We start from the raw sequence: 23,080 nt of genomic DNA, 5'->3' as shown, positions 1-23,080 counted from the left end.
AAGGGAGTGGTGAAGCGATTGAGGTTGAAAAATTAATACAATGGTATAATTCTATATTTACATGTAAAGGCAAATAAAGTGATTTTTTGGCTTCTTGTTTCTGTTTTTGTACTGGGAATTTTATTTAAAACACCTTGGATGAAAGGCAAAGTTGGCGAATTTACGGTCAATATTGCGACTTCTTTGCATCTCAATAAAGAAGAATATGTCAATATTAAAAATATCACTTTGCAATTAAATGATGGTTCAACCACACAGATAGACCATGTCATTGTCTCTCGTTATGGTGTTTTTGTAATTGAGACAAAAAACATGAAAGGGTGGATTTTTGGCGATGAGCACCAGAGCATGTGGACACAACAAATCTTCAAAGAAAAACACCGCTTTCAAAACCCTTTACGCCAAAACTATCGCCATACCAAAGCTTTAGAAGAGATATTGGCATTGCCCTCTGAAAGCATCATATCTATCGTTGTTTTCATCGGCGATTGCAAGTTTAAAACCGCTATGCCAAACAATGTTTTTATCAATGCAAAATACACGTCCTACATCGAATCTTTTCAAGAAGAAAAACTCTCCGCCTATCAATTTGATATGACGATAGAAACCCTAAACCAAAAACGTCTCAAACAAAGCTTTTCAACCGATAGAGAACATGTTGCTAACTTACAGGAACGACACAACGCAAAACCCACGCCAACACCATCAGCTAAAATATGTTTTCGATGTGGCAAAAAGATGGTTTTAAGGCAAAATAGACAAACGAGACAAGAATTTTACGGATGCAGTGGATACCCGAAGTGTCGGAATGTTATAAAAATCTAGCCTTTTTGGTTGTTTTTATCGTTATTTAGTCAGAAAACTTTAGATACAATATGAGGTAATAGAAATTTTAGAGCAATGCCTAAAAACATTGCGGGTATAGTTTCTCGCCACTTGTCTGAAAAAATAAAAATGAATAGTCAAGGAGCGAGTATGAAAGAAAAACAAACAAGTCTTCTAAAACAGATTCTCCCGTCTGCCTTAGGGTGGATTTCGCTAGCAGTTGCCATTTTTATAGATGGTTCATTTGTCCAAGAGTTTACTCTTGTAGCTGTGGCGAGGGTCTTGCCCTAAAATTTCTACATTCTATAAACAGATAGCCATACCTTTTTGGCAATATATTCAATGAGGGGTCATTTTGAACATACTCAATCAAACCATTAAAGATTATAAGTTTATTTCTTTCATAAATAAGGGTGGCTTTGGAGCTGTCTATAAAGCTCAAAAAGCTACTGATTTTTTTGCTATTAAAGTCTTCCATGAAGAGTATGTTTTACGTGAATATAAAAAACATGGTGAAAATAATAGACTTCAAAGAGAAATAGAAATTATGAAGTCTGTTTCTCATGAATATCTCGTTGAATATGTTGATGATTTTATTATTGAAGATGAAAGCGGAAAAAACTATTTTTTGGTTATGAAATTTATTGAAGGGCATAATCTTAGAGAAATTCTAAATCAAGAAGAGAAACTCAATGAAGAAAAGGCTTTAGAACTATTTAAACAAATATTAGAAGGGCTTGATTATCTTCACAATCATAAAGGCGAAGATGACGATACAGGAATTATTCACAGAGATTTAAAGCCTGAAAATATTATTATTCAGAATAACGGACAAATCAAAATAGTTGACTTTGGTATATCAAAAGTGATTGACTTTACTTCATTAACAAGCACAGGCGAAATATTTGGAACAGGTCCGTATATGTCGCCAGAACAAATCACTGATAGCAAGCATTTAGACAAGAGAAGTGACCTATATACTGCGGGTGTTATATTATATGAGATATTAACTGGATATTATCCTTATGATTTTCAATATTTTCCTGAACTAATTGAAAAGATAAAAAATGACCCAGCAATTCCACCAAGACGAAGAAATCTTAGCATAAGTAATCAAATTGAAAATGTGATTTTGAAATTATTAGAAAAAAATCCATACCAAAGATTTTTAACAATTGATGAAATTTTAAAAGCAGTAAACCCAATAAATACTCAAAGAGAGAAAGTTTATGATTTATCACCAAGATTTCTACTCAGGCTTTACAATGACAAAAGCGTATTAGAAAAATATACAAAGCATGATGAAAAATTTGGATATGTTGTCTTTCCTGCGAATTTAGAAAATAATCAACCTGGATTACGAAAAAATATACAAGATAATCCAAATATTAAAATTTTAGTTGATCCAGCAACTGTTCGACTCGCATATGATACTTACACGGATGTAAAAGGAGTACTTGAGCTTCCATATGCACCAAATGATTATAGTGTAATTACGCCAACTTATTTAGAAAGTTATAAAGCACAAAAAGAATATGTAAAAAAAGTCATTGATAAACAAATTGAACTTCAAGCAGACATTTTATTATCACCTTTTCACTACACAAATAATTCAACTATAAGCTATGGTCCTACCCGCAATCTAACAGCTGAATGGTTAGACCTCGATTGTAAACTGGCAAAGGAAAGTATTGACTACCGAAATAATTTTTATCCAAACAAAGAAATATACACTGGAATTTGTATCAAAGCCGATATTCTAAAAGATGATAAAGACAAAAAGTTTTTGTTAAACACATTTTCATCTTTTGAAAATGATGGTTTCCTTATTTATGCAGATACTATTGATACCAAAACTAATGAAGTTATTTTATATCACTATATAGATTTTTTAATTGAATTGCAAAAATGGACAAACAAGCCTGTTATTGCTGGTCGAATTAATACTGGTCTAGGATTAGGTTTATTGTCTTTAGGTTTATCTGGATTCACATCTGGAACAGCACGTTTTGAGAGTTTTTATGAGGATTTGTATAAAGAAAGTAGTAAAGCATTTAACATGTATACAAGATATTACTTTCCAGAATTATTGACAACAGTCTCAATCAATAGAAAGACACCTATAAAATTTGATGAAATTATTAAAAATATTGGTGCATGTGATTGTTACTATTGCAATAAAAAAGCCAATGCCGAAATTGTGAAAGACCAAAACGCTCATTTGCATTTTTTAGAAATAATACATACGGAAATTGCTCACCTTCAAAAAAATTCAATTAATACTAACATAATGAATTATATCAATAAAATTGATGTAGCAATAAGCCTCTATAGTGGATTAAAAAATGTCTTTAAAAGTGATGAATATTCTTTTCTGTATAGGTGGAAAAATGTTTTTACAAAAATAAAGGATAAACATTATGTTTAGATACGAAAAAGAGATGATTCCTATTTTAAAAGAACAATTGTCTTTTAGACATAAAAATAGCCATTTTGTTAATGAATTTAATTCGGGAAATGGTATAGCTGATCTTGTATATACCACACAATTAGAAGAAAAAAAAGAGCTTATTTTAGATTATGAGTTAATTTCTATTGTTATGAATTATCTAAATAGAAAAAATAAAATAATTGAAATAAAAGAGTTTTATAGCAATACGTTTCTCAGCAAAAAAAAAGCATTTGGCTTAATTCAATTTTTACTTGATGGCGGAAATCTAGAACAAATAAATGATGAAAATTTACTTGTAAAAGAAAAATATAGTGCTCCTGTTAAAGATATTATATCTATAGAAGCTAAACTTTATGATTGGAAAAATGGTTTTTATCAAGCTCTGAGATATAAACCTTACTCAAATAAAAGTTATTTAGCAATTAGCCAAGAGTTTGTACATCGAGTGGATAAAGAACTGTTAAAAGAGAACAATATTGGACTTATGTCGGTTTCACCTAATGAAGTTAATGTAATTATCAACCCTAAACTTGAAAAACCTTCTAATTTAATTGCACATATGTATTTAGCAGAAAAATTCTATATGCAAGTTTTTCATGAAAAAACTATCAATAAAACTAAAAATAAGCTACAAATTGCATAACCATAATTCAATTTTAGGGATCTAAGCTAAACTTTTAACTTTTCAGCATCCCAATTCAATCCATTAAGAAAAAATTTCAAAGATAACCATCTTTACATGTAAAGAAAATAACCAGAAGCCTCAAGGCACTAACGGATTAGCTTTTCTTCTTTAATGATATTTTTTGTATGATGCAACAGACTTACACGATGCGTAAAAAAGGAAATGATGATGAGCGTAAAAGATGTTGCTGGTTTTATGTTAAATGAAATAAAGAAAAATGGCTCTTTGCCTCAGGTGGGGCTTGCAGATGTCATCAAAGACAAATTTGGTAAAGAATTTGTTTTTGAAACGACACATAAAACGCTTACTATTGATAGAAAAGTTTTAAGAGAATTCAATAAAATAAAAGGCGATGACATCCTTTGGGACAAAGATAGATGTTGTTGGCATTAAACGCATCTGAAAAACTAAAATGAGAAAGCCTCTATCGAAGCTTTCTCCTCTTTACATGTAACGCTTACGCAGCTTTTTTAATCAACAAATTTTTCATATCTTCTTTTGCATCACCTGTTAAATGCAAGTTAAAATTCTCTTGTAAGAACGCAAAAATATCATCCGTGACAAATTGTGGTGGTTTGGGTCCTAGGTAGATGTCTTTGATGCCGATGCTAAAGAGTGACAACAAGATAAGGACGGCTTTTTGCTCCATCCAGCTTAGAACGATAGAGATAGGAAGGTCGTTGACTGGGGTATTGAGTGCTGCACTGATGGCTAGAGCGATGTGGATACCGCCGTTGCTGTCGTTGCATTGTCCTAAGTCTAGGTAACGAGGGATGCCTGTGTCTGCTACTGTTCCAAAGTCGATGTCGTTAAATCTAAATTTACCACAACTTGAAGTTAAGATAACGCAGTCATTGGGGAGTGAACTTGCTAACTCACGGTAGTATTCGCCACCACGACCTGGGGCATCACACCCTGCGATAACAAAGAACTGGCTGATTTTTCCTGCTTGGACGGCTTCTAAGATTTGAGGTGCTAGTCCTAAGATAGTTTTGTAATGATGACCCGTTACAAGCGTGTCCTCGCTGTCAAATCCTGTGATGTCTGGAAGTGCAAGTGTTTGAGCGATAACTTCACTAAAATCATTTCCGTGGATTTTTTTGCTTTCTTTAACGCCTACGATGTCATACGTGTACATACGGTCGATGTAGGTAGCACTTGATTTTGGTGGAACGATACAGTTGGTGTTCACGATGATAGTGCCAGCCCATTGCTCGAACAATGTGGATTGGTCAAACCATGCTTTACCGATGTTGCCTTTAAGGTGTGCAAATTTCTTAAGTTCTGGGTACGCATGAGCGGGTAGCATCTCTGAGTGGGTGTAGATATTGATGCCTTTTCCCTCCGTTTGTTTAAGAAGTTCAAGCAACATATCGAGGTTGTGACCGCTGACGAGTATTCCTTTACCCTCAGCCTTATTTTGAGAGATTTTTACTGGTGTTGGGATGCCTAGGTGAGACGTGTGTGCTTCACTTAGGATGTTCATCATCTCAATGCCTGCGGTTCCTACTTTCATCAGTTGTTTGATGTGGTCATCAAAGTTAAAGTTGACATTGGTGAGCGTAAAGTAAAGTGTTTCAGCGATGACATCATCGACTTTTTTCGTATCAGCGCCAAATTCGTTGGCATGACCACGATATGCGCTCAAACCTTTAAGACCATAAATCATAATATCTTGAAGCTTTGCTAGGTTGGCATCTTTGCCACACGTTCCCATATCTTGACCTTTAGCACCACAGCCGTTTATTGCACTCATCGAACATTGGTCACAAAACATACTTAAAGACATAATCACTCCTCATTAAAATATGCCAGCATCTTAGCAGGAGGGATGCTTGATGTCATTGATTGATCTCAATCAAGAGAGTGTGTAGATTTGAAATACACCTCTTTTTTTATAAAAAGTGCCTAAAAATGGTGCAAAACCTTATGTGATGGACTTTACTCAAGATTTTCATTGTTACATTTTTGTGACATATCATTAGTTTTTGCTTGTATCTACATTTAGCTAACAAATCTAATATATCTTTTATAACGCATCACTTATCATCACTTCAGTTTCAAAATATTATAAGGAGTGAGTATGAAATTTTCAAAGAAAATTCTTGGAAGTATTGCCTTAATCTGTGCATTGGCTGTGGCAGGAAATGCAGCAAGTGACAAAGTTACATGGAAGTTAGCGACTTCTTGGAATGCAGAATTTCCACCTTTTACAGACTCCGTTGCCAACATGGCTAAAATGGTCGAAGAGATGAGTGGGGGTGAGTTTCAAATTAAAGTAGATGCGGTCAATAAACATAAATCTGCTTTTGGTATCATGGATATGGTAAAGCTAGGTCAGTACGATATGGGTCATACTGCATCGTATTATTACAAAGGTAAAGACCCTGTATTACTTATGTTTACAACCATGCCTTTTGGTATGAACGCACTTGAGCAATACGCATGGTTCTATTTTGGTGGCGGTATGGATATTATGCAAAAATCCTACGAAAAACACGGCATGTATGCCTTCCCTGGTGGAAATACAGGGGTTCAAATGGGCGGATGGTTTAGAAAAGAGATTAACTCTCTAGACGACCTTAAAGGTCTTAAGATGCGTATTCCTGGCTTTGCAGGTGAAATTTTTGCCAAACTTGGCTGTTCAGTAACCAACATTGCCCCAGGTGAGCTTTACACTTCTTTGGAGCGTGGAACCATTGATGCACTTGAATGGGTAGGACCTGGTATGGATGTTTCTATGGGCTTTCACAAAATCGCACCTTATTATTATACAGGATGGCATGAACCAGCAACAGAGCTTCAATTTGTGGTAAATAAAGCTAAATTTGATAAACTATCAGATAAAAATAAGGCGATTCTTAAGACAGCAATGAAAACAGCGGCGTACGATATGTTAATTCAAAATTACGATATGAGTGCAACAGCATGGGATAAAATTAAGACTGAATATCCTAATATCAAAATCAAATCGTTTCCAAAACCTGTTATGGATGCGATGCGTCAAGCCAATGCAGATTTGATTGCTGAGCAATCAGCAAACAATCCAGAGTTCAAACGGATTAATGATTCACAACAAGCCTATATGAAAAAAGCACGTGCATGGACAAATATTGGTGAATTTGCATACATTAGAGACAATCAATAATTTTGAGACTGTTCACTTCCTTATCATGAGGAAGTGAACCTCCATGATATTAAAAGAGACCAGCAAGAAAATGGTTTTGTTTGCTGGTCTCTTTTAGTATTTAGGAAAAGGAGTAGCGTGTTAATTAAAGCAGAAAAAATCTTCGATACGATAGCTGATTACATAGGGTATCTCTGTTCGTTTCTGATGATAGCAATGATGTTAAATATCTTTTACGATGTTTTTATGCGGTATGTGTTCAAAAGTGGTTCCATTGCATTTCAAGAGTTAGAGTGGCATATTTTTTCCTTGATTATTCTTTTAGGGACATCGTATGCGCTTAAAGAAGATGCGCATGTGCGTGTTGACATCTTGTACACTAAATTTAGTGAAAAGAAAAAAGCATTGGTCAATATTGTAGGTGCTTTTTTATTTATCACGCCTATTGCTCTTTTGATAGCATTGGGGTCTGTTGGCTTTGTTATGGAAGCATTTAGCACCCATGAAATTAGTGGCGATCCAGGAGGGTTGACGCACCGATGGATTTTAAAAGCCTTTATTCCTTTCTCTTTTTGGTTGCTTATCTTTATTGCAACAGGGTTTGTTATTAAAAATATTAACCTTTATCGCAAAGCAACACTGGAGGAGAAAAAATGATTGGCATTGTTATGTTTTTTGTGGGAATGCTTATGCTACTCATTGGCTTTCCTGTTGCGTTTACCTTTGGTGCGGTTTCTGTTTTCTTTGGTCTCTTCTCAGGTATTTTTGAATCTTTAATGGACGGGGGAACCCTCATTGAGGGGTTTCAAGCAGGTGTCAATATGTTTGCTTTTATGCCTCACCGTATTTGGGCGATTATGAATAACACCATTTTAATGGCAGTTCCAATGTTTATTTTGATGGGCATTATCCTCCAAAAATCACGCTTAGCAGAGCGTCTTTTAGAAGCAATGGGCTTTTTATTTGGTGAAGTGCGTGGAGGCTTAGCGATTAGCACCGTTTTAGTGGGTGCTTTACTGGCCGCTTCTACAGGAGTTGTAGGTGCTAGCGTAGTTGCAATGGGTGTTATTTCTCTGCCTGTTATGCTCAAATACAACTATTCAAAATCATTGGCCTGTGGTACCATTTGCGCCTCAGGTACCCTAGGACAAATCATCCCTCCCTCGGTTGTTTTAATTATTTTAGGGGATGTCTTTCAGCAACCTGTGGGTGATTTATTTGAAGGTGCTTTTTGGCCAGGATTGACCTTGGTTGCAGTGTATATTTTGTACATTTTAATTGTTTCCTTTTTAAATAAAGATACAGCCCCTGCTATTCCAAAAAATGAATTTATAGACAACAAAATGCAGCAAATCATCAATGCGTTTAAAGCCATTTTGCCACCACTTATTCTTATTATTCTTGTTCTAGGCTCAATTTTTGAAGGCATTGCAACACCTACAGAATCCTCTGCAGTTGGATGTATTGGTGCGATGATTTTGGCATGGATGTACAAATCTTTCTCGTTTAAAATGATTCATGAAGCCTCTTTGGAAACGGTCAAAACAACCGCCATGGTGTTTGCCATTTTAATTGGAGCAACGGCATTCTCTATGGTTTTCTCTTACACAGGTGGTGATGAAATTGTTGAAGAGGTTATGCGAAGCCTTCCTGGTGAAAAATGGGGCTTTATCGTTGTTTCTATGATTGCGATTATGGCATTAGGATTTTTTATTGATTTTGTTGAGATTTCTTATATTATTGTACCGATTTTAGCGCCTATTGCTGAAGCAATTGGGATTAACCCCGTGTGGTATGCACTGCTCATTGCACTCAATCTGCAAACCTCTTTTCTAACGCCCCCGTTTGGGTTTAGTCTCTTTTATTTGCGTGGTGTTGCGCCCTCAAGTGTTAAGACAATAGATATTTACAAAGGTGTACTTCCTTTTATTCTTTTACAAGTTGGTGTGATGATTGTCTTTACCCTCTTCCCTGAAGTGTACGGCGTTTCTATGATGCTTAAATAATCTTGTATCTTTTGCAAGGGTAAACCCTTGCAAAAGTCTCTTAAAATGTCTCTTTGAACGTAACGGAGCTTACCGTAAAATTATCCAGCTGAATAATCGTCATATGCTCCTCTTTTTTAGGAAAATAGGCTACATCTTTTTTATCTTCCAAAAGCCCTATTGAATACGAATACTTCTTAAATTTTGGCATCATAAACAAACTCATCACCATACTAGGAACCGCCGTTGCATCCATAATATATATGGCATTGTTTTCAGCAAGATAGTTTGGATTTTTTTCTAAAAAACTTTTGATAGAAGAGCCTTGGGCTTGTGTAAAAGCAACAATAACCTGTTTGGTTTGGGCTGTTAGTAAAACCTTTTTTTCAAACTGATCCTTAATAGAAGGAAACTCAATCGCAGAGCCTTCTTTAAGCGTATTGGCAAAAAGAGCCAAAGGCAACACAAACAAAAATAAAGCGTAGAAATATTTCATGGAACATCCTTAATGATAATTAATGTTTTATTGTATCTTTTACAAGTAAATAAAACTTTAACACCATTACCCTAGAATAACGCCTCCAAAACGACGTTCAGCTTGTGCGTATTCTGAAACAATCGTCTCAAGTTCTCCCACAGAAAAGTCTGGCCAGAGTGTTTTACTAAAAAAGAGTTCCGCATAAGCAGCCTGCCAAAGTAAAAAGTTAGAGAGCCTACAATCGCCCCCTGTTCGAACCAACAAATCTACAGGAGGCATACCTGCAGTATCCAAATGTGATTCGAGTATTTCTTGCGTGATATTTCCCTTTACATGTAAAGATTTATTCACCGCTCGCACAATCTCATCACGAGCACCATAATTAATCGCCAATACCTGTGTAAGCCCTGTACAATGCGCTGTTTTCTCTTTAGCGTAGGCAATTTCATGTTGCAAGGTGCTTGAAAACTTGCTCATATCACCAATGACATCAAAACGAATATTGTTTTCTAAAAGCGTTGGAATTTCGCTATGAAGGTATTTTGAAAGCAACTTCATTAAGACACTCACTTCAGCTTTTGGACGGTTCCAATTTTCAGTACTAAAGGCGTAAAGCGTTAAATAATTTATGCCCATTTTAGAGACATATTTTGTAATTTCACGAACTTTTTTTGCCCCTTCTTTATGCCCAAAAGAGCGCTCTTTTTCTTGACGTTTTGCCCATCTACCATTGCCATCCATTATGATTGCCAAATGCACCAAATCATTCATGTATTTCACTTCTTTTATCCAATTTTTTCTGCGCCCATTTTATCTACTTTGACTTTAGCTTTACTTGACAAATCCGCCCACTTTGACTAAAATTACGCCATTACTACTTTTTTAGAATTCTCACAAAGTAGTCTCATAAAAAATCGAATCAAGCAACTCTATCTTTGGGAATTTCTGCCCTACCAGAGACTCTAGCTTCATGAACGATCAAACCAAATACAAAGAAGGCACAATGAGCGGAAACACTCCAACCTCAAACAACCAAACCTCTGCGCAAACAAAACCTGCCCATCATAACAAATCACGCACACATGTCCCCGTTGATGGTTATAAAATAGAAAACTTAAGAACAATCCCTTTAGAAAAACTCTTAGAGATTGCCACAGAACTTGGCATTGAAAATCCTAATGAACTTAAACGTCAAGATTTAATGTTTGAAATTTTAAAATCACAAGTCAATCAGGGTGGATTCATTCTTTTTACAGGTATTTTAGAAATTGCAGGTGAAGGTTATGGTTTTTTACGTGCCACAGATGCTAACTTTTCTGATAGTGCGAATGATGCGTATGTGAGCAGCACTCAAGTCAAAAAATTCGCCCTTCGAACGGGAGATATTGTCACAGGTCAAGTGCGCCCACCCAAAGATCAAGAGCGTTATTACGCCCTTTTAAAAATTGAAGCGATTAATTATCTTCCTCTTGCAGAAAGTAAAAAAAGACCTCTTTTTGAAAACCTAACACCACTTTATCCAACTGAAAAAATTAAACTTGAATACGACCCAATGAAAATTACAGGACGTGTGCTAGACCTCTTTACACCACTGGGTAAAGGTCAACGTGGGCTGATTGTAGCACCTCCACGAAGCGGTAAAACAGAACTCATGAAAGAGTTAGCACACGGCATTGCACGTAACCATCCTGAGTCTGAACTCATTGTTTTACTCGTTGATGAAAGACCTGAAGAGGTGACCGATATGCAACGCTGTGTTCAAGGCGAAGTGTATAGCTCCACCTTTGATATGCCAGCTTCCAACCATGTCCGTGTGGCAAACCTTGTCATTGAAAAAGCAAAACGCCGTGTGGAAATGGGCAAAGATGTGATTATTCTTTTAGATTCAATCACTCGTCTAGCTCGTGCGTACAATACCGTTACCCCATCCAGCGGTAAAGTGTTAAGTGGTGGTGTGGATGCCAATGCATTGCACAAACCAAAACGTTTTTTTGGTGCTGCTCGAAATATTGAAAATGGTGGAAGCTTAACCATTATCTCAACCGCACTGATTGAGACAGGCAGTCGAATGGATGAGGTTATTTTTGAAGAGTTTAAAGGTACGGGTAACAGCGAAATTGTCTTAGATAGAAACATTTCAGACCGTAGAATCTACCCAGCGGTCAATATTATGAAATCAGGAACGAGAAAAGAAGAGCTTCTTCTAAGCCCTGATACCCTACAAAAAGTATGGGCGCTTCGTAGTGCTATTAACCAAATGGAAGATATCGAAGCCTTGAAATTCTTGTATGCAAAAATGCTCAAAACGAAGGATAACGAAGAGTTACTCTCCATTATGAACGAATAAGAGAGGTGCAAACTTTGTTTTGCACTCCCTCTGACTAAAACACCAAAAGGTTATACTGTGCCACATCAAGTTCTTGCCCTCAAATACCGTCCCTCTTCCTTTGATACACTCATTGGTCAAGAAGCTATTACCCAAACACTCTCCTCCGCCCTTAACCAAAACAGGCTTTCTCATGCTTACCTCTTTTCAGGGCTTAGAGGAAGTGGTAAGACTTCTACCGCACGTATTTTTGCCAAAGCTTTGGTGTGCGAACAAGGGCCCAATGCCACACCGTGTGATGTGTGCGAGCATTGTTTAAGTGCCAATGAAAACCGTCATATAGATATTATTGAGATGGACGCCGCATCGAACCGTGGTATTGATGATATTCGTGAACTCATTGAAAGCACCAAATACAAACCCTCCTCTGCTCGCTTTAAAATTTTTATTATAGATGAAGTGCATATGCTCACCACACAAGCGTTTAATGCCCTTTTAAAAACCCTTGAAGAACCACCTAGTTATGTAAAATTTATTTTAGCAACGACAGACCCTTTAAAATTGCCTGCTACGATTTTATCCCGTACGCAACACTTTCGCTTTAAACAAATTAAACAAAGTGATGTGATTAATCATCTCTGCCACATCTTAAATTTAGAAAAAATTGAGTATGAAAAAGAAGCCCTTGAGATGTTAAGTCGAGCAGGAAATGGTTCACTGCGTGACACCTTAACGCTTTTGGATCAAGCCATTATTTACTCTAAAGGCTACATCACCCCTGAACACGTTGCAACCATGCTAGGACTGCTTGATCCCAATCAGCTAGAAATACTCTTTAATGCTATTTTAAATGGCAATAAAAGTGAGCTTTTACACCTCATTAAAGAGCTTGAGAGTTATGAATGCGAAGTGGTTATTGATGAATTAATTGCTTATTTAAAAACTGCTTTTTTTGAGCAGGATAGACGCTTTTCCACACTTTTGTATGAACGCTTTTTTAAAATTTTAAGCGAAGCAAAAAGTTTACTTTACATTAATGCCAACAATGGTTTTGTCCTCTCGTTGGTTCTCTTTAAAATGATAGAAGCGACACACATTAAAACCATTGAAGAGATGATAGATTCACTGGAAAATGAAAAATTTAGGCTTCCTGCCAAACCTCCTCATTTTGAAGAAAATGGTGAAACCTCTGAAGAGACACTACCTGAAGAATCATTGGAGCAAGAATCTTTACATGTAAACGATCAGGGGCAAAGCGCACCTATTCTTTTTGCACGCCTTTGTGAAAAACTTATGGATCGCAATGTTGAATTGGGTGAATGTTTTAAAACCCACATTCGTTTTGAAGATTTTAGCCATCAAACACTCACACTAAACTCGAGCGCAAAAGAGGAGAGTGGCAAAATCCTTAAAAATAATTCAGCCATTATTCGCCATTTTGTACAAGAAACTTTTGGTTTTGAAACAGTGATTCATATTACTAAAGTAGAAGAAGAGGTGCCGTTACGACCAGAACAAGACGCATTACAAAGTTCTTCTACCATGGAAAATATTGCATTTGAACAAACCCCTCAAAGTGAGAGTTGTGCCACAGGTGATTTATTAGCAAATCAAAAAGAGTACGATGCCACTGAGATTCTAAACACCCCTTTTATTCAAAGAGCCACAGAGCTTTTTGATCCTAAAAAAATTCAAATTCAACAAAAAGTATAATGCAATGGAAAAAATTCTTATCATGAATACAGGTGGAACTTTTAACAAACGCTACAATCCCCTCAAAGGTGAACTAGAAGTGCCTAAAGATGGTATGGCAGTTGAGTCTATTTTGCGCTATTGCCCCAATATGCAATATACACTTTGCAACCTCATTCACAAAGATAGCCTAGAGATGAACGAGGAGGATCGAGAAGAGCTTCTTAAAGCCATTGAAGCCTCTTCTTCTCATAAAATTTTAATCATTCATGGTACCGATACTATGGATGTCACTGCTTCTTTTCTAGCCTTACATGTAAAGAATAAAATCATTACCCTTACAGGAGCAATGGTGCCTTTTAGCATTGATACGGTTGAGGCTACTGCTAATGTTATGTTGGCACTAGGGGATTTACATGTAAGAGAAAACAATGGAGTTTATATCGCCATGCATGGTAGGGTTGCTGCGCATACACAACTCTATAAAAATAGAACCAAAGGTGTTTTTGAGCCCTCTTAAGCTCGTAATGCCTCTGTTTTTCGAAAAACAAAATGGCTCATCACAATGACATAATACGGGTAAATAATAACACCCAAAAAAGGGATGAAGGTGAGTGTGAAACACAGCAATGAAATCCCTCGCATCTCTCCTGCATGAAGACGTTTTAACGCTTGATACTCACTTGAAGTATTGAGCATCGATGAAACTTCCAAAACTAAGAGTTTATGAAATAAATAAAAAACGGGCAACAGTAGTACCATATTAAAGATGGGAATAAAGATTAAAGGTGTGAGAAGAATAAAAAGTACAGCCGTCACCAGTATACTCTTTAGCATTACCCCCACGTAGCCGACAAGACCAATCCCCTTGAGCACCACATGCGGATAATAGCGCTCCTGAATTTCACTAATAAAATAGCCTGAAAAGAACCCCACAATAATCGAATACACCATCAGAAAAAGATAATACACCACCATCGCAGAGGTTAGAAAAAAAAGCATCGAAATAAGGGTTTTTGTAATAAAAATTAAAGAGATAAAGCTAAAAAGCCAACTCTGCTCTAAACTTCCCTCAAACCCTTGTAAACTTTCACTCAACCAAAGCGATAACGCCCCCATACCCCCGAAAAAAAGCCAAATAAGCCCTACAAAGAACAAAAGTGTTAGCAAAAAAGATACAAGAGAAATCAATAAAACCCTAGGCGAAAACGTATCGCCCAGAGACACGATAAAAATATTGCTTTGTAGTTTCGTGTGCATCGTTATTGAATCGCTTGATCGTTAACGCTAATAACACCATTTTTCATAGCAAGATCATAAACAAAAAAATCACCCTCTGCACGTCCTAATGCAAACTCCTTTGCTGAGGCAAGGTTTAAGGCTTCCAGTGTTGCTCTGTCATCTTTATGCACTTTAACTTTCGAGCGTATATCTAAAAGCCCCACCAATGCCAAAGGGCTTTGTGTATCGCTGTAGCTATTTTTCGCAATTTCAATCACAGTATCCACACGAACATCGTTCAGTTTTACTAAAGTAGATTGAAATGCTTTCAATGCAATATCAAACTTTACCTTAACCCCATGATTAATCAGCGCAATCGTATCGCTAATCAACATTTTTTCTGATGGGGGAGTTGGATTGAGCACTAACGCATTGTAATCTTCTTGTAATTTGTGAGTCAGTTCCGCATTAAGACCTTCAACATCCAGTTTCAAAAAGAGTTTATCTAATTTAATATCATCACTACTACTTAAAACACCAATGCCTTCAAAAGCGTAATCTGCACTCATACGTAACTCTTTTTGCCGCTCTTCAATACTGCTTTGTGATTTCAAACCACCCAGTTCTACATGAAGAAGGCTCAACCCATCGTTCATAGCAAGAGCATAACTTCCAATTTTTAAATCCGCTTTATTATTAAACTCATCCTTGTAGGTAAATGTGTACATAAAGTCTTTGAGTTCACTTTTAGATAAAAAAGCTTCGCCTTTCATTGAAAAAAGCTGATGTCCTACACCTAACGATCCATGCACACGTTCTCCACGATGATTTAAACGTAACGTATGGTCCTTGGTATCCACATGAAGCGTTCCACCATCCACAATCATCTCTTCTTTAATATCTTTGAGTTGAAACTCTTTAAGGGCTTCATCGCTACCAAAAAGCATATCAGCACCAAAAACTCCACGGGCTAAAAGTGGCAAAACACGTACGCTAAGCTCTTTATCTTCCGCAAGACTTGCTTGAACGACGGTGGGAAGCTGGCTGAGTGTCATAGAGACTTTCACGTCGCTTGGAAGCAGATTGCTGTGTGTCATTTCGCCTTGAAATTTCAAACCATTTAATGCCTCATTGATTCCAGATTCACTCTCTTCTGTGAGTGTTTGTGCGATGAGTTTATACTGGGCATTTTTTTCCACCAACTGTGCTAATAAAAAATCACGTGCCTTTTTTGCATCAACCACTTCAAGGCTAAAGGTTCTTTGTGTTGTAAAATAACCGCTTTTGCTTAATTGTTCTGATTTAAAACCGTTATTGGCTAAAACCTTTGCTTTAGCATTGATGGTCGCATCCACTTTTTGTGAAACAACTAACGGCATTGCAAGCAATCCCGCAACCACAACTGATGCGATAATTCCGTATTTCATTTTTGACATTTTTTACCTTTGTTATTTGTACGCTATCACATAATAGGTATGTTTGTTTGGAACTTTTTCTAAGGTCACTTTATATTTCTCTGCCCATTTTGCAATGATAGCATTGACTTCGTCTATCAGTTCATCGCCGTGGGCTTCATTTTTAATTTTAAAATAATCTTTGTTGCTTGAAAGTGCCACAAAAGAGTGCAATGGCTTCAACGCATCATGCAAAGTAATCAAATGTTTTTCAATGTGTTCAAATCCAACGGTATTGGCAATAACGCGCTCAAGTTGCGCTATGGTATTCTCACTCACACTGTAGCCTAACTGTGTTAAAATCGCTTGTCTGTGCATGGTTTTTCCTTTACATGTAAAATAAAATTTAACGCTTTTGTGCAATAAGCACACCCTCGAGCATCTTTGAAATATCACCGTCTAAAATAGCATTCACCTGTGAATATGCAATGTTACTTCGATTGTCTTTGACTTGCTGATACGGAGCTAGGACGTAGGAGCGGATTTGATGTCCCCAACCAATCTCACTTTTTTCAACACCGTCTTTTTCTGCTTGTTGTTTTTCAAGCTCCAACTCGTACAAACGAGACTTCAACATTTTCATTGCTGAAGCTCTGTTTTTGTGCTGAGAGCGGTCATTTTGACACTGCACCACAATACCTGTTGGCATGTGCGTAATACGAATCGCACTGTCGGTTTTATTGACATGCTGTCCACCAGCGCCACCCGAACGGTACGTATCGACTTTTAAGTCACGATCTTCAATCACGATGTCAATATCATCGTCCACCTCAGGCGAAACCATCACCGAGCTAAACGAGGTGTGGCGTTTGGCATTGGCATCAAAAGGGCTGATACGCACCAAACGGTGAATACCGTTTTCCACTTTCATATACCCGTACGCATTTTCACCGCTGATGATGAAACTCACATCTTTAATCCCCGCTTCTTCACCTTCTTGATAATCAAGCACTTCTACTTTAAAGCCACAACGCTCTGCCCAACGCAAATACATACGGTACAAGATACTCGCCCAATCCTGACTCTCTGTCCCTCCAGCACCTGGATGAATGGAGACGATAGCGTTTTTAGTGTCATTTTCGCCACTGAGCATCATGGCGATTTCAAGGTTTGTAATGTGCTCTTCTAAATGCTCTGCATCTTTAAAAAGCTCTTCTGTCGTTGCTTCATCATTTTCAGCCTTTGCCATCTCGTACAAATCGACTGCATCCACCACAACATTCTTCGCTTTGGTGTAGCGATTAAGCAGTGAGTTAAGACCCGTTTTTTCTTTTTGCATCTCTGCTGCTTTTTTTGCATCATTCCAAAATTCAGGGTCTTGTTCTATCGTCTCAATTTCCTTCAAGCGCTCAGAAAGTTCTTCAGGCTTGATGATTTGAGCGATGTTATCCACTTTGGTTGTCAATTTTTTAAGTAACTCTGTGTATTCGTAACTGTCCAACGCTCTTCCTTTTGCTATAATACGCTTTTTAAAAATATTTATTTTACCCCAAATAAACTCTAAAGTGCCTAAAATGAAAATAGTAAAAACCATTCTCGAACTTCAAGATGCTAGAAAAGAACTTCACGGCTCCGTAGGTTTTGTGCCAACGATGGGCGCTTTACACAACGGACATTTAAGCCTGATTCAAAAATCCCTTGCCCAAAATGACCATACCATTGTCTCTGTTTTTGTCAACCCGACGCAATTTTTAGCAGGAGAAGATTTTGAAAAATATCCCAAACGCACCCAAGCTGATATAAAAATCTGTGAACTTGCGGGTGTGGATGTTTTATTTATGCCCACACAAGAGGTCATGTATTCAAAAATAGAGCCTACCCTTTTAGCGCCTGCTCCTAAAGCGTATAGTTTAGAAGGACTTGCACGTCCTGGTCATTTTGATGGTGTTTTACGGGTCGTCTTAAAACTCTTCAATCTCTCCAAACCAAGCCGTGCCTATTTTGGAAAAAAAGATGCCCAGCAACTCTATCTCATTCAAAACATGGTTCAAAGCCTCTTTTTGAACATTGAAATTATTCCTTGTGACATTGTACGAGAAGATGACGGATTAGCACTTTCCAGCCGCAATGTCTACTTGAGTGAACACGAACGCCAAGAAGCCCTTTTGCTCTCCAAATCACTCAAGGTTGCCTCTCGTGCAATCATGGCTAAAGAGAGAGATTGTGAGAGAATTAAAGCTGAAATGAGAACCTCCTTAAAACCTTTACATGTAGAATACGTGGAAATTTTAAATCGTGATTTTGATACAATACCCACTATTGAATTAGGCAACTGCATTATTTTAGTCTGCGCCAAAGTGGGTACAACCCGCCTCATTGATAATTTATGGATATAACAAAGGAAAAGCTTGAAAAAATTGCATTTAGTCTCACTGGGCTGTAATAAAAATCTTGTTGACAGTGAAGTGATGTTAGGAAAGTTACGTGCATATGAAATGTGCGATGATGCCTCACAAGCCGATGTTCTCATTGTCAACACCTGTGGATTTATAGGTCCTGCGAAAGAAGAGAGCCTCAACACCATTTTTTCACTGCATGAAGCACGTAAAAAAGGCTCTTTATTGGTCATGGCAGGCTGTTTAAGTGAGCGTTACAAAGAGGATTTGACCAAAGAGCTTAAAGAGGTTGACCTTTTTACGGGTGTGGGTGATTATGACAAAATTGATGAGATTATTGCTCTGCGTCAAAACCGCTTTACCCCTGCTACCTATTTGATGAACGAGGAAGAGCGTGTCATTACAGGTTCAAACGCACATGCCTATGTGAAACTCTCAGAAGGATGCAATCAAGCCTGTAGCTTTTGCGCTATTCCAGGCTTTAAAGGCAAGCTTCATTCACGAACCTTAGACTCCCTCGTCAAAGAGGTGAAAATACTGGTTTCAAAAGGCTTTTTTGACTTTAGCTTTATCTCTCAAGATAGTAGCTCATACCTAAGAGACATGGGCGAAAAAGAGGGGCTCATTGCGCTCATTGATGCGGTTGAAAAAATTGAGGGTGTGAAGAGTGCACGCATTTTATACCTCTACCCAACCACAACGTCCAATGCTTTGATTGAACGTATTATTGCCTCGCCACTTTTTCATAACTATTTTGATATGCCTATCCAACACATCAGCGACGCCATGCTCAAACGTATGAAACGAGGAGCAGGAAGAGAGCGCATCATCGAACAATTGGAGCTTATGCGTCAAGCACCCAATAGTTTTATTCGCACCAGTTTTATTGTCGGGCATCCAGGAGAGAGTGAGGCTGAGTTTGAAGAGCTTTTGGAATTTACGAAGCATTTTGATTTTGACCGTGTCAATATTTTTGCCTACTCCGATGAAGAAGATACCAGTGCATACGAGATGAGCGAAAAAATTGAAACCAAAATCATCAATAAGCGCATTAAAGCACTCGATAAAATAGTTCAAGCCAAAACAAAAAAAAGCTTTGAAAAAGAAGTTGGTAAAGAAGTCGTTCTCTTAATCGAAGGAGAGAGCAGTGAACACGAACTCTTTATGGGAGCAAGAGAACTTCTATGGGCACCTCAAATTGATGGGGAAATTTTAGTGAATGACTCGGATGTCGAGAATGTGCGCATTGGGACATGTTACAAAGCTACTATCACAGAGTGTGTAGGGGATAAACTCATTGCAACCATTACCGCTCTTGCATGAGGCAACCCTTAGCTCTCTTAAACGCACAAAAAATCTTTTAGCCTTCTCGGGTGGTGGAGACTCCACTGCCCTCTTTTTTTTATTACATGTAAATGCCATTTCTTTTGATATAGCCCATGTTAATTACCAAACACGCAAACAAAGTGATGCCGAAGAAGCGTATGCCAAAACGCTCGCCAATACTTATGGCAAAAGCTGTTTTAGCGTTACATGTAAACTTGAAAATGCCAATTTTGAACACCGCGCACGAGAAGAACGGTATGCTTTTTTTGAGTCGCTGATGCAAGAACACGGCTATGAAACACTTATCATGGCACACCATTTGGGTGATCGTTTGGAATGGTTGCTGATGCAACTGTGTAAGGGTGCTGGCGTGGTAGAAATGCTTGGAATGCAAGAGCGGGAAGAAAGAGAAGGCTATGCTATCGTGAGACCTCTTTTACATGTAAACAAGCCTGCGCTTAAAAACTACCTCGAAAAAGAAGCTATTGCCTATTTTGAAGATGAAAGCAATGCCTCACTGAGGCATCAACGCAACGCCTTTAGACACCATTTTGCCAACCCACTTTTGGAAAAGTACGAAAAAGGCATTCTTCAAAGTTTTCACTACCTTGCTGAAGATGCCAAACGTCTTGTGCCTCATCAAGCAAAACGCATTAAAGATCTGTTTATTCTTCCACAAGACAGTGACGATTTAATTAACATTCGGCAGATTGATAAAATCTTAAAAATCTTAGGTGTTTTAGCCTCAACACAACAACGCCGCGAAATTCTTCAAACACGTAACTGTGTTATCGCCCATCGTATTGCTGTTGTTTTTGATGAAACGCTCATTTATATTGCGCCGTATGTCAGACTGCCAATGATGAAGAAAGATAAAGAGGTGTATCGAAAAGCCAAAATACCTGCAAAAATCAGAGGCTATCTAGCTTTAGAAAAGATTGATGCTACGGCACTTTTGTCGCATTAATATCGTAAACTTTAATTTTAAAAACAGAGCTAATGGTGTTTTTATTTGCTTCAAGATGAATAGGAAAATCTGCTTGTACAATATTTTTATACTGATTTAATCCCTCTAAAAAATTATAAAAATTCGTAGGCGTTTTAAGAGTAGAGGTCACATTGAGTTCATACTCAACGAACTCTTTTTGATACTCTAATTTGCTCACCTCAACCAAAGAAACCTGTGTAAAAAACTCTTTTGCATAGGCAATAAATTCCTCAGGCGAAAAAGAGTGTTTGAAGGCTAAAACCACATGGGTATTTTCCATGGTCAGTTTATTCAGTTGTGCCTCTCTCTCCAAAAAAAGCGTCTCGACTCTATTTTTATGCACCAATACACGTTTATGTTCTGCTTGTAAAACACGGTGCTCTTTAATATGAGGAATGATTAATAGAAAAATAAAAGCAAAGGTTACAATCAAAAAAATCATTAAAAAAATCAATAATTTCATGATGTCAATTTTGTCCAAGCTTCTATCTAAATTATTCACGTAGACCTTCCTCGTTAATAATTTTATTGATGCTTACAAAATTGTACCATCCCTCTTTTGTCAAATAAAAGCTGGTTTGGCTGGTATGAAAAATTGACTTTAATGGGGTGGCTAAGAGAAAATTGAAAGTATCTTGTGTGGGAGAAACACCATAAATAATCAAGGCATTACGCTCCATTTCAACCTTTTTAAGGGTAATTTGATCAGGAACCAAATCAAAAAGATTTTTCATACTGTCTTTTAAGAGTGTATTGTTCGAAAAAATCTCTTCAGAAAGTGCTTTTTGACGCAGCACAGAACTGATTGCACTATCGTCTTCATCAATTTTCACTTCCAATCTCTCACGCTCATGGGTTAGACTGATAATCTCTTGCTTAAATGTTTGCATTTCAAAGACAATATAAAAATTAAATATCACCATAAAAAGGGACATTAAACTGATAAAAACAAGCCATAGTTTTGTAAAAAGTGATAGAAAAGGTTTGGGTCTAGGAGCAATAAAACTTTTCATCCAAAGACCTCTTGAATAGCAACGTCACATATTTTTTCATTCACATTTACTTTATGCACTTCAACACCCATCATCAATTCATCTTCTATTTGATGAATCAAATCAGAGCTAATTTCATAGCCATCAAAAATCACAATATCTTCAATAAATTGACTACGGTATAAAGGATTATGGTAATACTCTTCCAACGCAGATTTTAAATATTTATACACCAATAAATCACGACCATAAAGCTCCAAACTAATGTCTTCTTCTTTAATACCCGCTAAACCTTTATTGTGCCCAAAATTCTGGGTATCAACATCTGAAAAAGTCTCTGTATGGGGCATTGCATCAATATCTTCTAGTTCACTCAACTCACCGAACTCTTCAAATTCATTTGACTCAGCACTTTCTTCTTCTTGTTCTTCTTCTCTATTGAGTTTAGGTATCTCTACGTCTAAGGCAATTCCCTCTTCATCTTCTTCGTGTTCCCAGTCATCTACATTATCCCCGTGCGTAAAAGAAGTATCGCTTTGCGTTTTGAAAAAAGCTCCAAAATAGAGTTTTTGTGCCTCAAAAACACCTATAATAAAAAAATCTTGGCAATTTAAAAGATAACATGTAGGTTTCTTACGCAATTTTTCATTCATCATGAAATCGTTAAGAATTACAAAAGGTGAATAGATAAAATCTAAACCAATATCGGCAAAAAGATTCTTTGCCCATTTGATTTCGATGTAGGAAGCATACGCTGACCATTGATTAGAAAAATTGACATGATGAACACTTTTCATATCCACATGATGTTTTTCAAAATCTTCATTTCTAGCACCCTCAATCGCACCTTGTCCTAAACTATTGAGCAAAAGAGCAACATACACAAATTGATACTCATCTTGAAGGGCTACTAAATAGTCTTCAATGGCTTTATCCAGAGCTTCAAAAGGGGGTACTAGCGGAAATATTTTTGAAAAAGTTTTTTCAATCGTGTTATTTTTAAAGACTTTGCAATGCAACACGCACTCTGCTTCATGCAGTACAATAGAGACAAAAAGGTTTTGAAATTTTTTTTGGAAAAGTGTTCTTATGCCCATGCTTCTGACTCTTTGTTCACTGCACTACCCGTGTTAATTTGAATTTGAGGATATATTAGACTATTCTTGCTTAAGTTTCGTAAAATATAAAATAAA

General features: G+C 37.1%; 24 protein-coding genes. 14 read left to right on the top strand and 10 right to left on the bottom strand.

All coding sequences use genetic code 11. The features are described 5' to 3' along the window. The first annotated feature begins 78 nt into the window (after positions 1 to 78). The 5 genes from SULBA_RS02485 (at position 79) to SULBA_RS02470 (ending at position 4,355) form a co-directional block, all read left to right on the top strand. The gene (locus SULBA_RS02485; protein WP_014768697.1) at positions 79 to 825 is read left to right on the top strand and encodes an NERD domain-containing protein; all 747 of its coding nucleotides are present in this window, start codon (positions 79 to 81) and stop codon (positions 823 to 825) included. Positions 826 to 975: 150 nt separating this feature from the next. Next, complete coding sequence (locus SULBA_RS12910) at positions 976 to 1,116, top strand: hypothetical protein (protein ID WP_014768696.1); 141 nt, start codon at positions 976 to 978, stop codon at positions 1,114 to 1,116. A gap of 64 nt (positions 1,117 to 1,180) precedes the next feature. Beyond that, positions 1,181 to 3,253: a serine/threonine-protein kinase gene (locus SULBA_RS02480; RefSeq protein WP_014768695.1), complete on the top strand. Its 2,073-nt coding sequence runs from the start codon at positions 1,181 to 1,183 to the stop codon at positions 3,251 to 3,253. Further along, positions 3,246 to 3,920: a hypothetical protein gene (locus tag SULBA_RS02475; RefSeq protein ID WP_014768694.1), complete on the top strand. Its 675-nt coding sequence runs from the start codon at positions 3,246 to 3,248 to the stop codon at positions 3,918 to 3,920. Before SULBA_RS02480 ends, SULBA_RS02475 begins: the two co-directional genes overlap by 8 nt. A gap of 210 nt (positions 3,921 to 4,130) precedes the next feature. Beyond that, entirely contained in the window at positions 4,131 to 4,355 is a 225-nt protein-coding gene (locus tag SULBA_RS02470; protein ID WP_014768693.1) for a DUF6953 family protein, read from the top strand. Between the two features lie 64 nt (positions 4,356 to 4,419). Here SULBA_RS02470 and hcp read toward each other — a convergent pair whose 3' ends face one another. Continuing rightward, a complete protein-coding gene (gene hcp / locus SULBA_RS02465; protein ID WP_014768692.1) occupies positions 4,420 to 5,751 on the bottom strand; it encodes a hydroxylamine reductase in 1,332 nt (443 codons plus the stop codon). A gap of 294 nt (positions 5,752 to 6,045) precedes the next feature. Between hcp and SULBA_RS02460 the strand changes: the two genes are divergently transcribed. From SULBA_RS02460 to SULBA_RS02450, 3 genes are all read left to right on the top strand, one after another. Continuing rightward, positions 6,046 to 7,110 (top strand): TRAP transporter substrate-binding protein, encoded by a 1,065-nt coding sequence (locus SULBA_RS02460; RefSeq protein WP_014768691.1) that lies wholly within the window; start codon positions 6,046 to 6,048, stop codon positions 7,108 to 7,110. A 117-nt stretch (positions 7,111 to 7,227) separates the two neighbouring features. After that, positions 7,228 to 7,746 carry a TRAP transporter small permease subunit gene (locus tag SULBA_RS02455; protein ID WP_014768690.1) on the top strand — a complete coding sequence of 173 codons (519 nt, stop codon included), beginning with the start codon at positions 7,228 to 7,230 and terminating at the stop codon, positions 7,744 to 7,746. After that, positions 7,743 to 9,095, top strand: coding sequence for a TRAP transporter large permease (locus tag SULBA_RS02450; RefSeq protein ID WP_014768689.1), 1,353 nt, complete (start codon positions 7,743 to 7,745; stop codon positions 9,093 to 9,095). The genes SULBA_RS02455 and SULBA_RS02450 overlap by 4 nt, the downstream gene beginning before the upstream one ends. Positions 9,096 to 9,135: 40 nt before the next feature. On the opposite strand, the gene SULBA_RS02445 is transcribed toward SULBA_RS02450, so the two are convergent. Both SULBA_RS02445 and SULBA_RS02440 read right to left on the bottom strand, forming a co-directional pair. Further along, positions 9,136 to 9,570, bottom strand: a complete 435-nt coding sequence (locus SULBA_RS02445) for a hypothetical protein (RefSeq protein WP_014768688.1) — start codon at positions 9,568 to 9,570, stop codon at positions 9,136 to 9,138. 66 nt (positions 9,571 to 9,636) lie between these two features. Next, positions 9,637 to 10,323, bottom strand: a complete 687-nt coding sequence (locus tag SULBA_RS02440; RefSeq protein WP_014768687.1) for a di-trans,poly-cis-decaprenylcistransferase — start codon at positions 10,321 to 10,323, stop codon at positions 9,637 to 9,639. Between the two features lie 232 nt (positions 10,324 to 10,555). Between SULBA_RS02440 and rho the strand changes: the two genes are divergently transcribed. From rho to SULBA_RS02425, 3 genes are read left to right on the top strand one after another with little or no spacing between them, the layout of a single operon-like run. Continuing rightward, on the top strand, positions 10,556 to 11,899 hold the full coding sequence (rho, locus tag SULBA_RS02435; RefSeq protein ID WP_041671766.1) for a transcription termination factor Rho: 1,344 nt from the start codon (positions 10,556 to 10,558) through the stop codon (positions 11,897 to 11,899). Positions 11,900 to 11,956: 57 nt separating this feature from the next. After that, the gene (locus SULBA_RS02430) at positions 11,957 to 13,591 is read left to right on the top strand and encodes a DNA polymerase III subunit gamma/tau (RefSeq protein ID WP_014768685.1); all 1,635 of its coding nucleotides are present in this window, start codon (positions 11,957 to 11,959) and stop codon (positions 13,589 to 13,591) included. 4 nt (positions 13,592 to 13,595) lie between these two features. Then, positions 13,596 to 14,090, top strand: coding sequence for an asparaginase domain-containing protein (locus SULBA_RS02425; protein ID WP_014768684.1), 495 nt, complete (start codon positions 13,596 to 13,598; stop codon positions 14,088 to 14,090). On the opposite strand, the gene SULBA_RS02420 is transcribed toward SULBA_RS02425, so the two are convergent. From SULBA_RS02420 to prfB, 4 genes are read right to left on the bottom strand one after another with little or no spacing between them, the layout of a single operon-like run. Next, positions 14,087 to 14,830 (bottom strand): EI24 domain-containing protein, encoded by a 744-nt coding sequence (locus tag SULBA_RS02420; RefSeq protein ID WP_014768683.1) that lies wholly within the window; start codon positions 14,828 to 14,830, stop codon positions 14,087 to 14,089. The genes SULBA_RS02425 and SULBA_RS02420 overlap by 4 nt on opposite strands. Positions 14,831 to 14,832: 2 nt before the next feature. Beyond that, positions 14,833 to 16,227 (bottom strand): YdgA family protein, encoded by a 1,395-nt coding sequence (locus SULBA_RS02415; RefSeq protein WP_014768682.1) that lies wholly within the window; start codon positions 16,225 to 16,227, stop codon positions 14,833 to 14,835. Between the two features lie 12 nt (positions 16,228 to 16,239). Then, a complete protein-coding gene (locus tag SULBA_RS02410) occupies positions 16,240 to 16,563 on the bottom strand; it encodes a hypothetical protein (RefSeq protein WP_014768681.1) in 324 nt (107 codons plus the stop codon). Positions 16,564 to 16,591: 28 nt separating this feature from the next. Next, on the bottom strand, positions 16,592 to 17,686 hold the full coding sequence (prfB, locus tag SULBA_RS02405) for a peptide chain release factor 2 (RefSeq protein ID WP_014768680.1): 1,095 nt from the start codon (positions 17,684 to 17,686) through the stop codon (positions 16,592 to 16,594). A 73-nt stretch (positions 17,687 to 17,759) separates the two neighbouring features. Between prfB and panC the strand changes: the two genes are divergently transcribed. Genes panC through tilS form a run of 3 tightly spaced genes read left to right on the top strand, consistent with a single transcriptional unit; the run spans position 17,760 to position 20,874 of the window. Then, positions 17,760 to 18,581 carry a pantoate--beta-alanine ligase gene (panC, locus tag SULBA_RS02400; RefSeq protein ID WP_014768679.1) on the top strand — a complete coding sequence of 274 codons (822 nt, stop codon included), beginning with the start codon at positions 17,760 to 17,762 and terminating at the stop codon, positions 18,579 to 18,581. Positions 18,582 to 18,593: 12 nt separating this feature from the next. Next, a complete protein-coding gene (rimO, locus tag SULBA_RS02395; protein WP_014768678.1) occupies positions 18,594 to 19,904 on the top strand; it encodes a 30S ribosomal protein S12 methylthiotransferase RimO in 1,311 nt (436 codons plus the stop codon). Next, on the top strand, positions 19,879 to 20,874 hold the full coding sequence (tilS, locus tag SULBA_RS02390; RefSeq protein WP_014768677.1) for a tRNA lysidine(34) synthetase TilS: 996 nt from the start codon (positions 19,879 to 19,881) through the stop codon (positions 20,872 to 20,874). The genes rimO and tilS overlap by 26 nt, the downstream gene beginning before the upstream one ends. Here the strand turns inward: tilS and SULBA_RS02385 are convergent. The 3 genes from SULBA_RS02385 to SULBA_RS02375 are packed head-to-tail and all read right to left on the bottom strand — an operon-like array spanning position 20,852 to position 22,984. Further along, complete coding sequence (locus SULBA_RS02385; protein WP_014768676.1) at positions 20,852 to 21,397, bottom strand: hypothetical protein; 546 nt, start codon at positions 21,395 to 21,397, stop codon at positions 20,852 to 20,854. The genes tilS and SULBA_RS02385 overlap by 23 nt on opposite strands. Further along, entirely contained in the window at positions 21,390 to 21,908 is a 519-nt protein-coding gene (locus SULBA_RS02380) for a hypothetical protein (RefSeq protein ID WP_014768675.1), read from the bottom strand. The genes SULBA_RS02385 and SULBA_RS02380 overlap by 8 nt, the downstream gene beginning before the upstream one ends. Continuing rightward, complete coding sequence (locus SULBA_RS02375; protein WP_014768674.1) at positions 21,905 to 22,984, bottom strand: hypothetical protein; 1,080 nt, start codon at positions 22,982 to 22,984, stop codon at positions 21,905 to 21,907. Before SULBA_RS02375 ends, SULBA_RS02380 begins: the two co-directional genes overlap by 4 nt. Between the last annotated feature and the right edge of the window lie 96 nt (positions 22,985 to 23,080).

It is taken from the genome of Sulfurospirillum barnesii SES-3, assembly GCF_000265295.1.
GTDB lineage: Bacteria > Campylobacterota > Campylobacteria > Campylobacterales > Sulfurospirillaceae > Sulfurospirillum > Sulfurospirillum barnesii.
The sequence above is the reverse complement of the archived record's forward strand: the minus strand, read 5'-3'. Positions and strand labels throughout refer to the sequence as shown.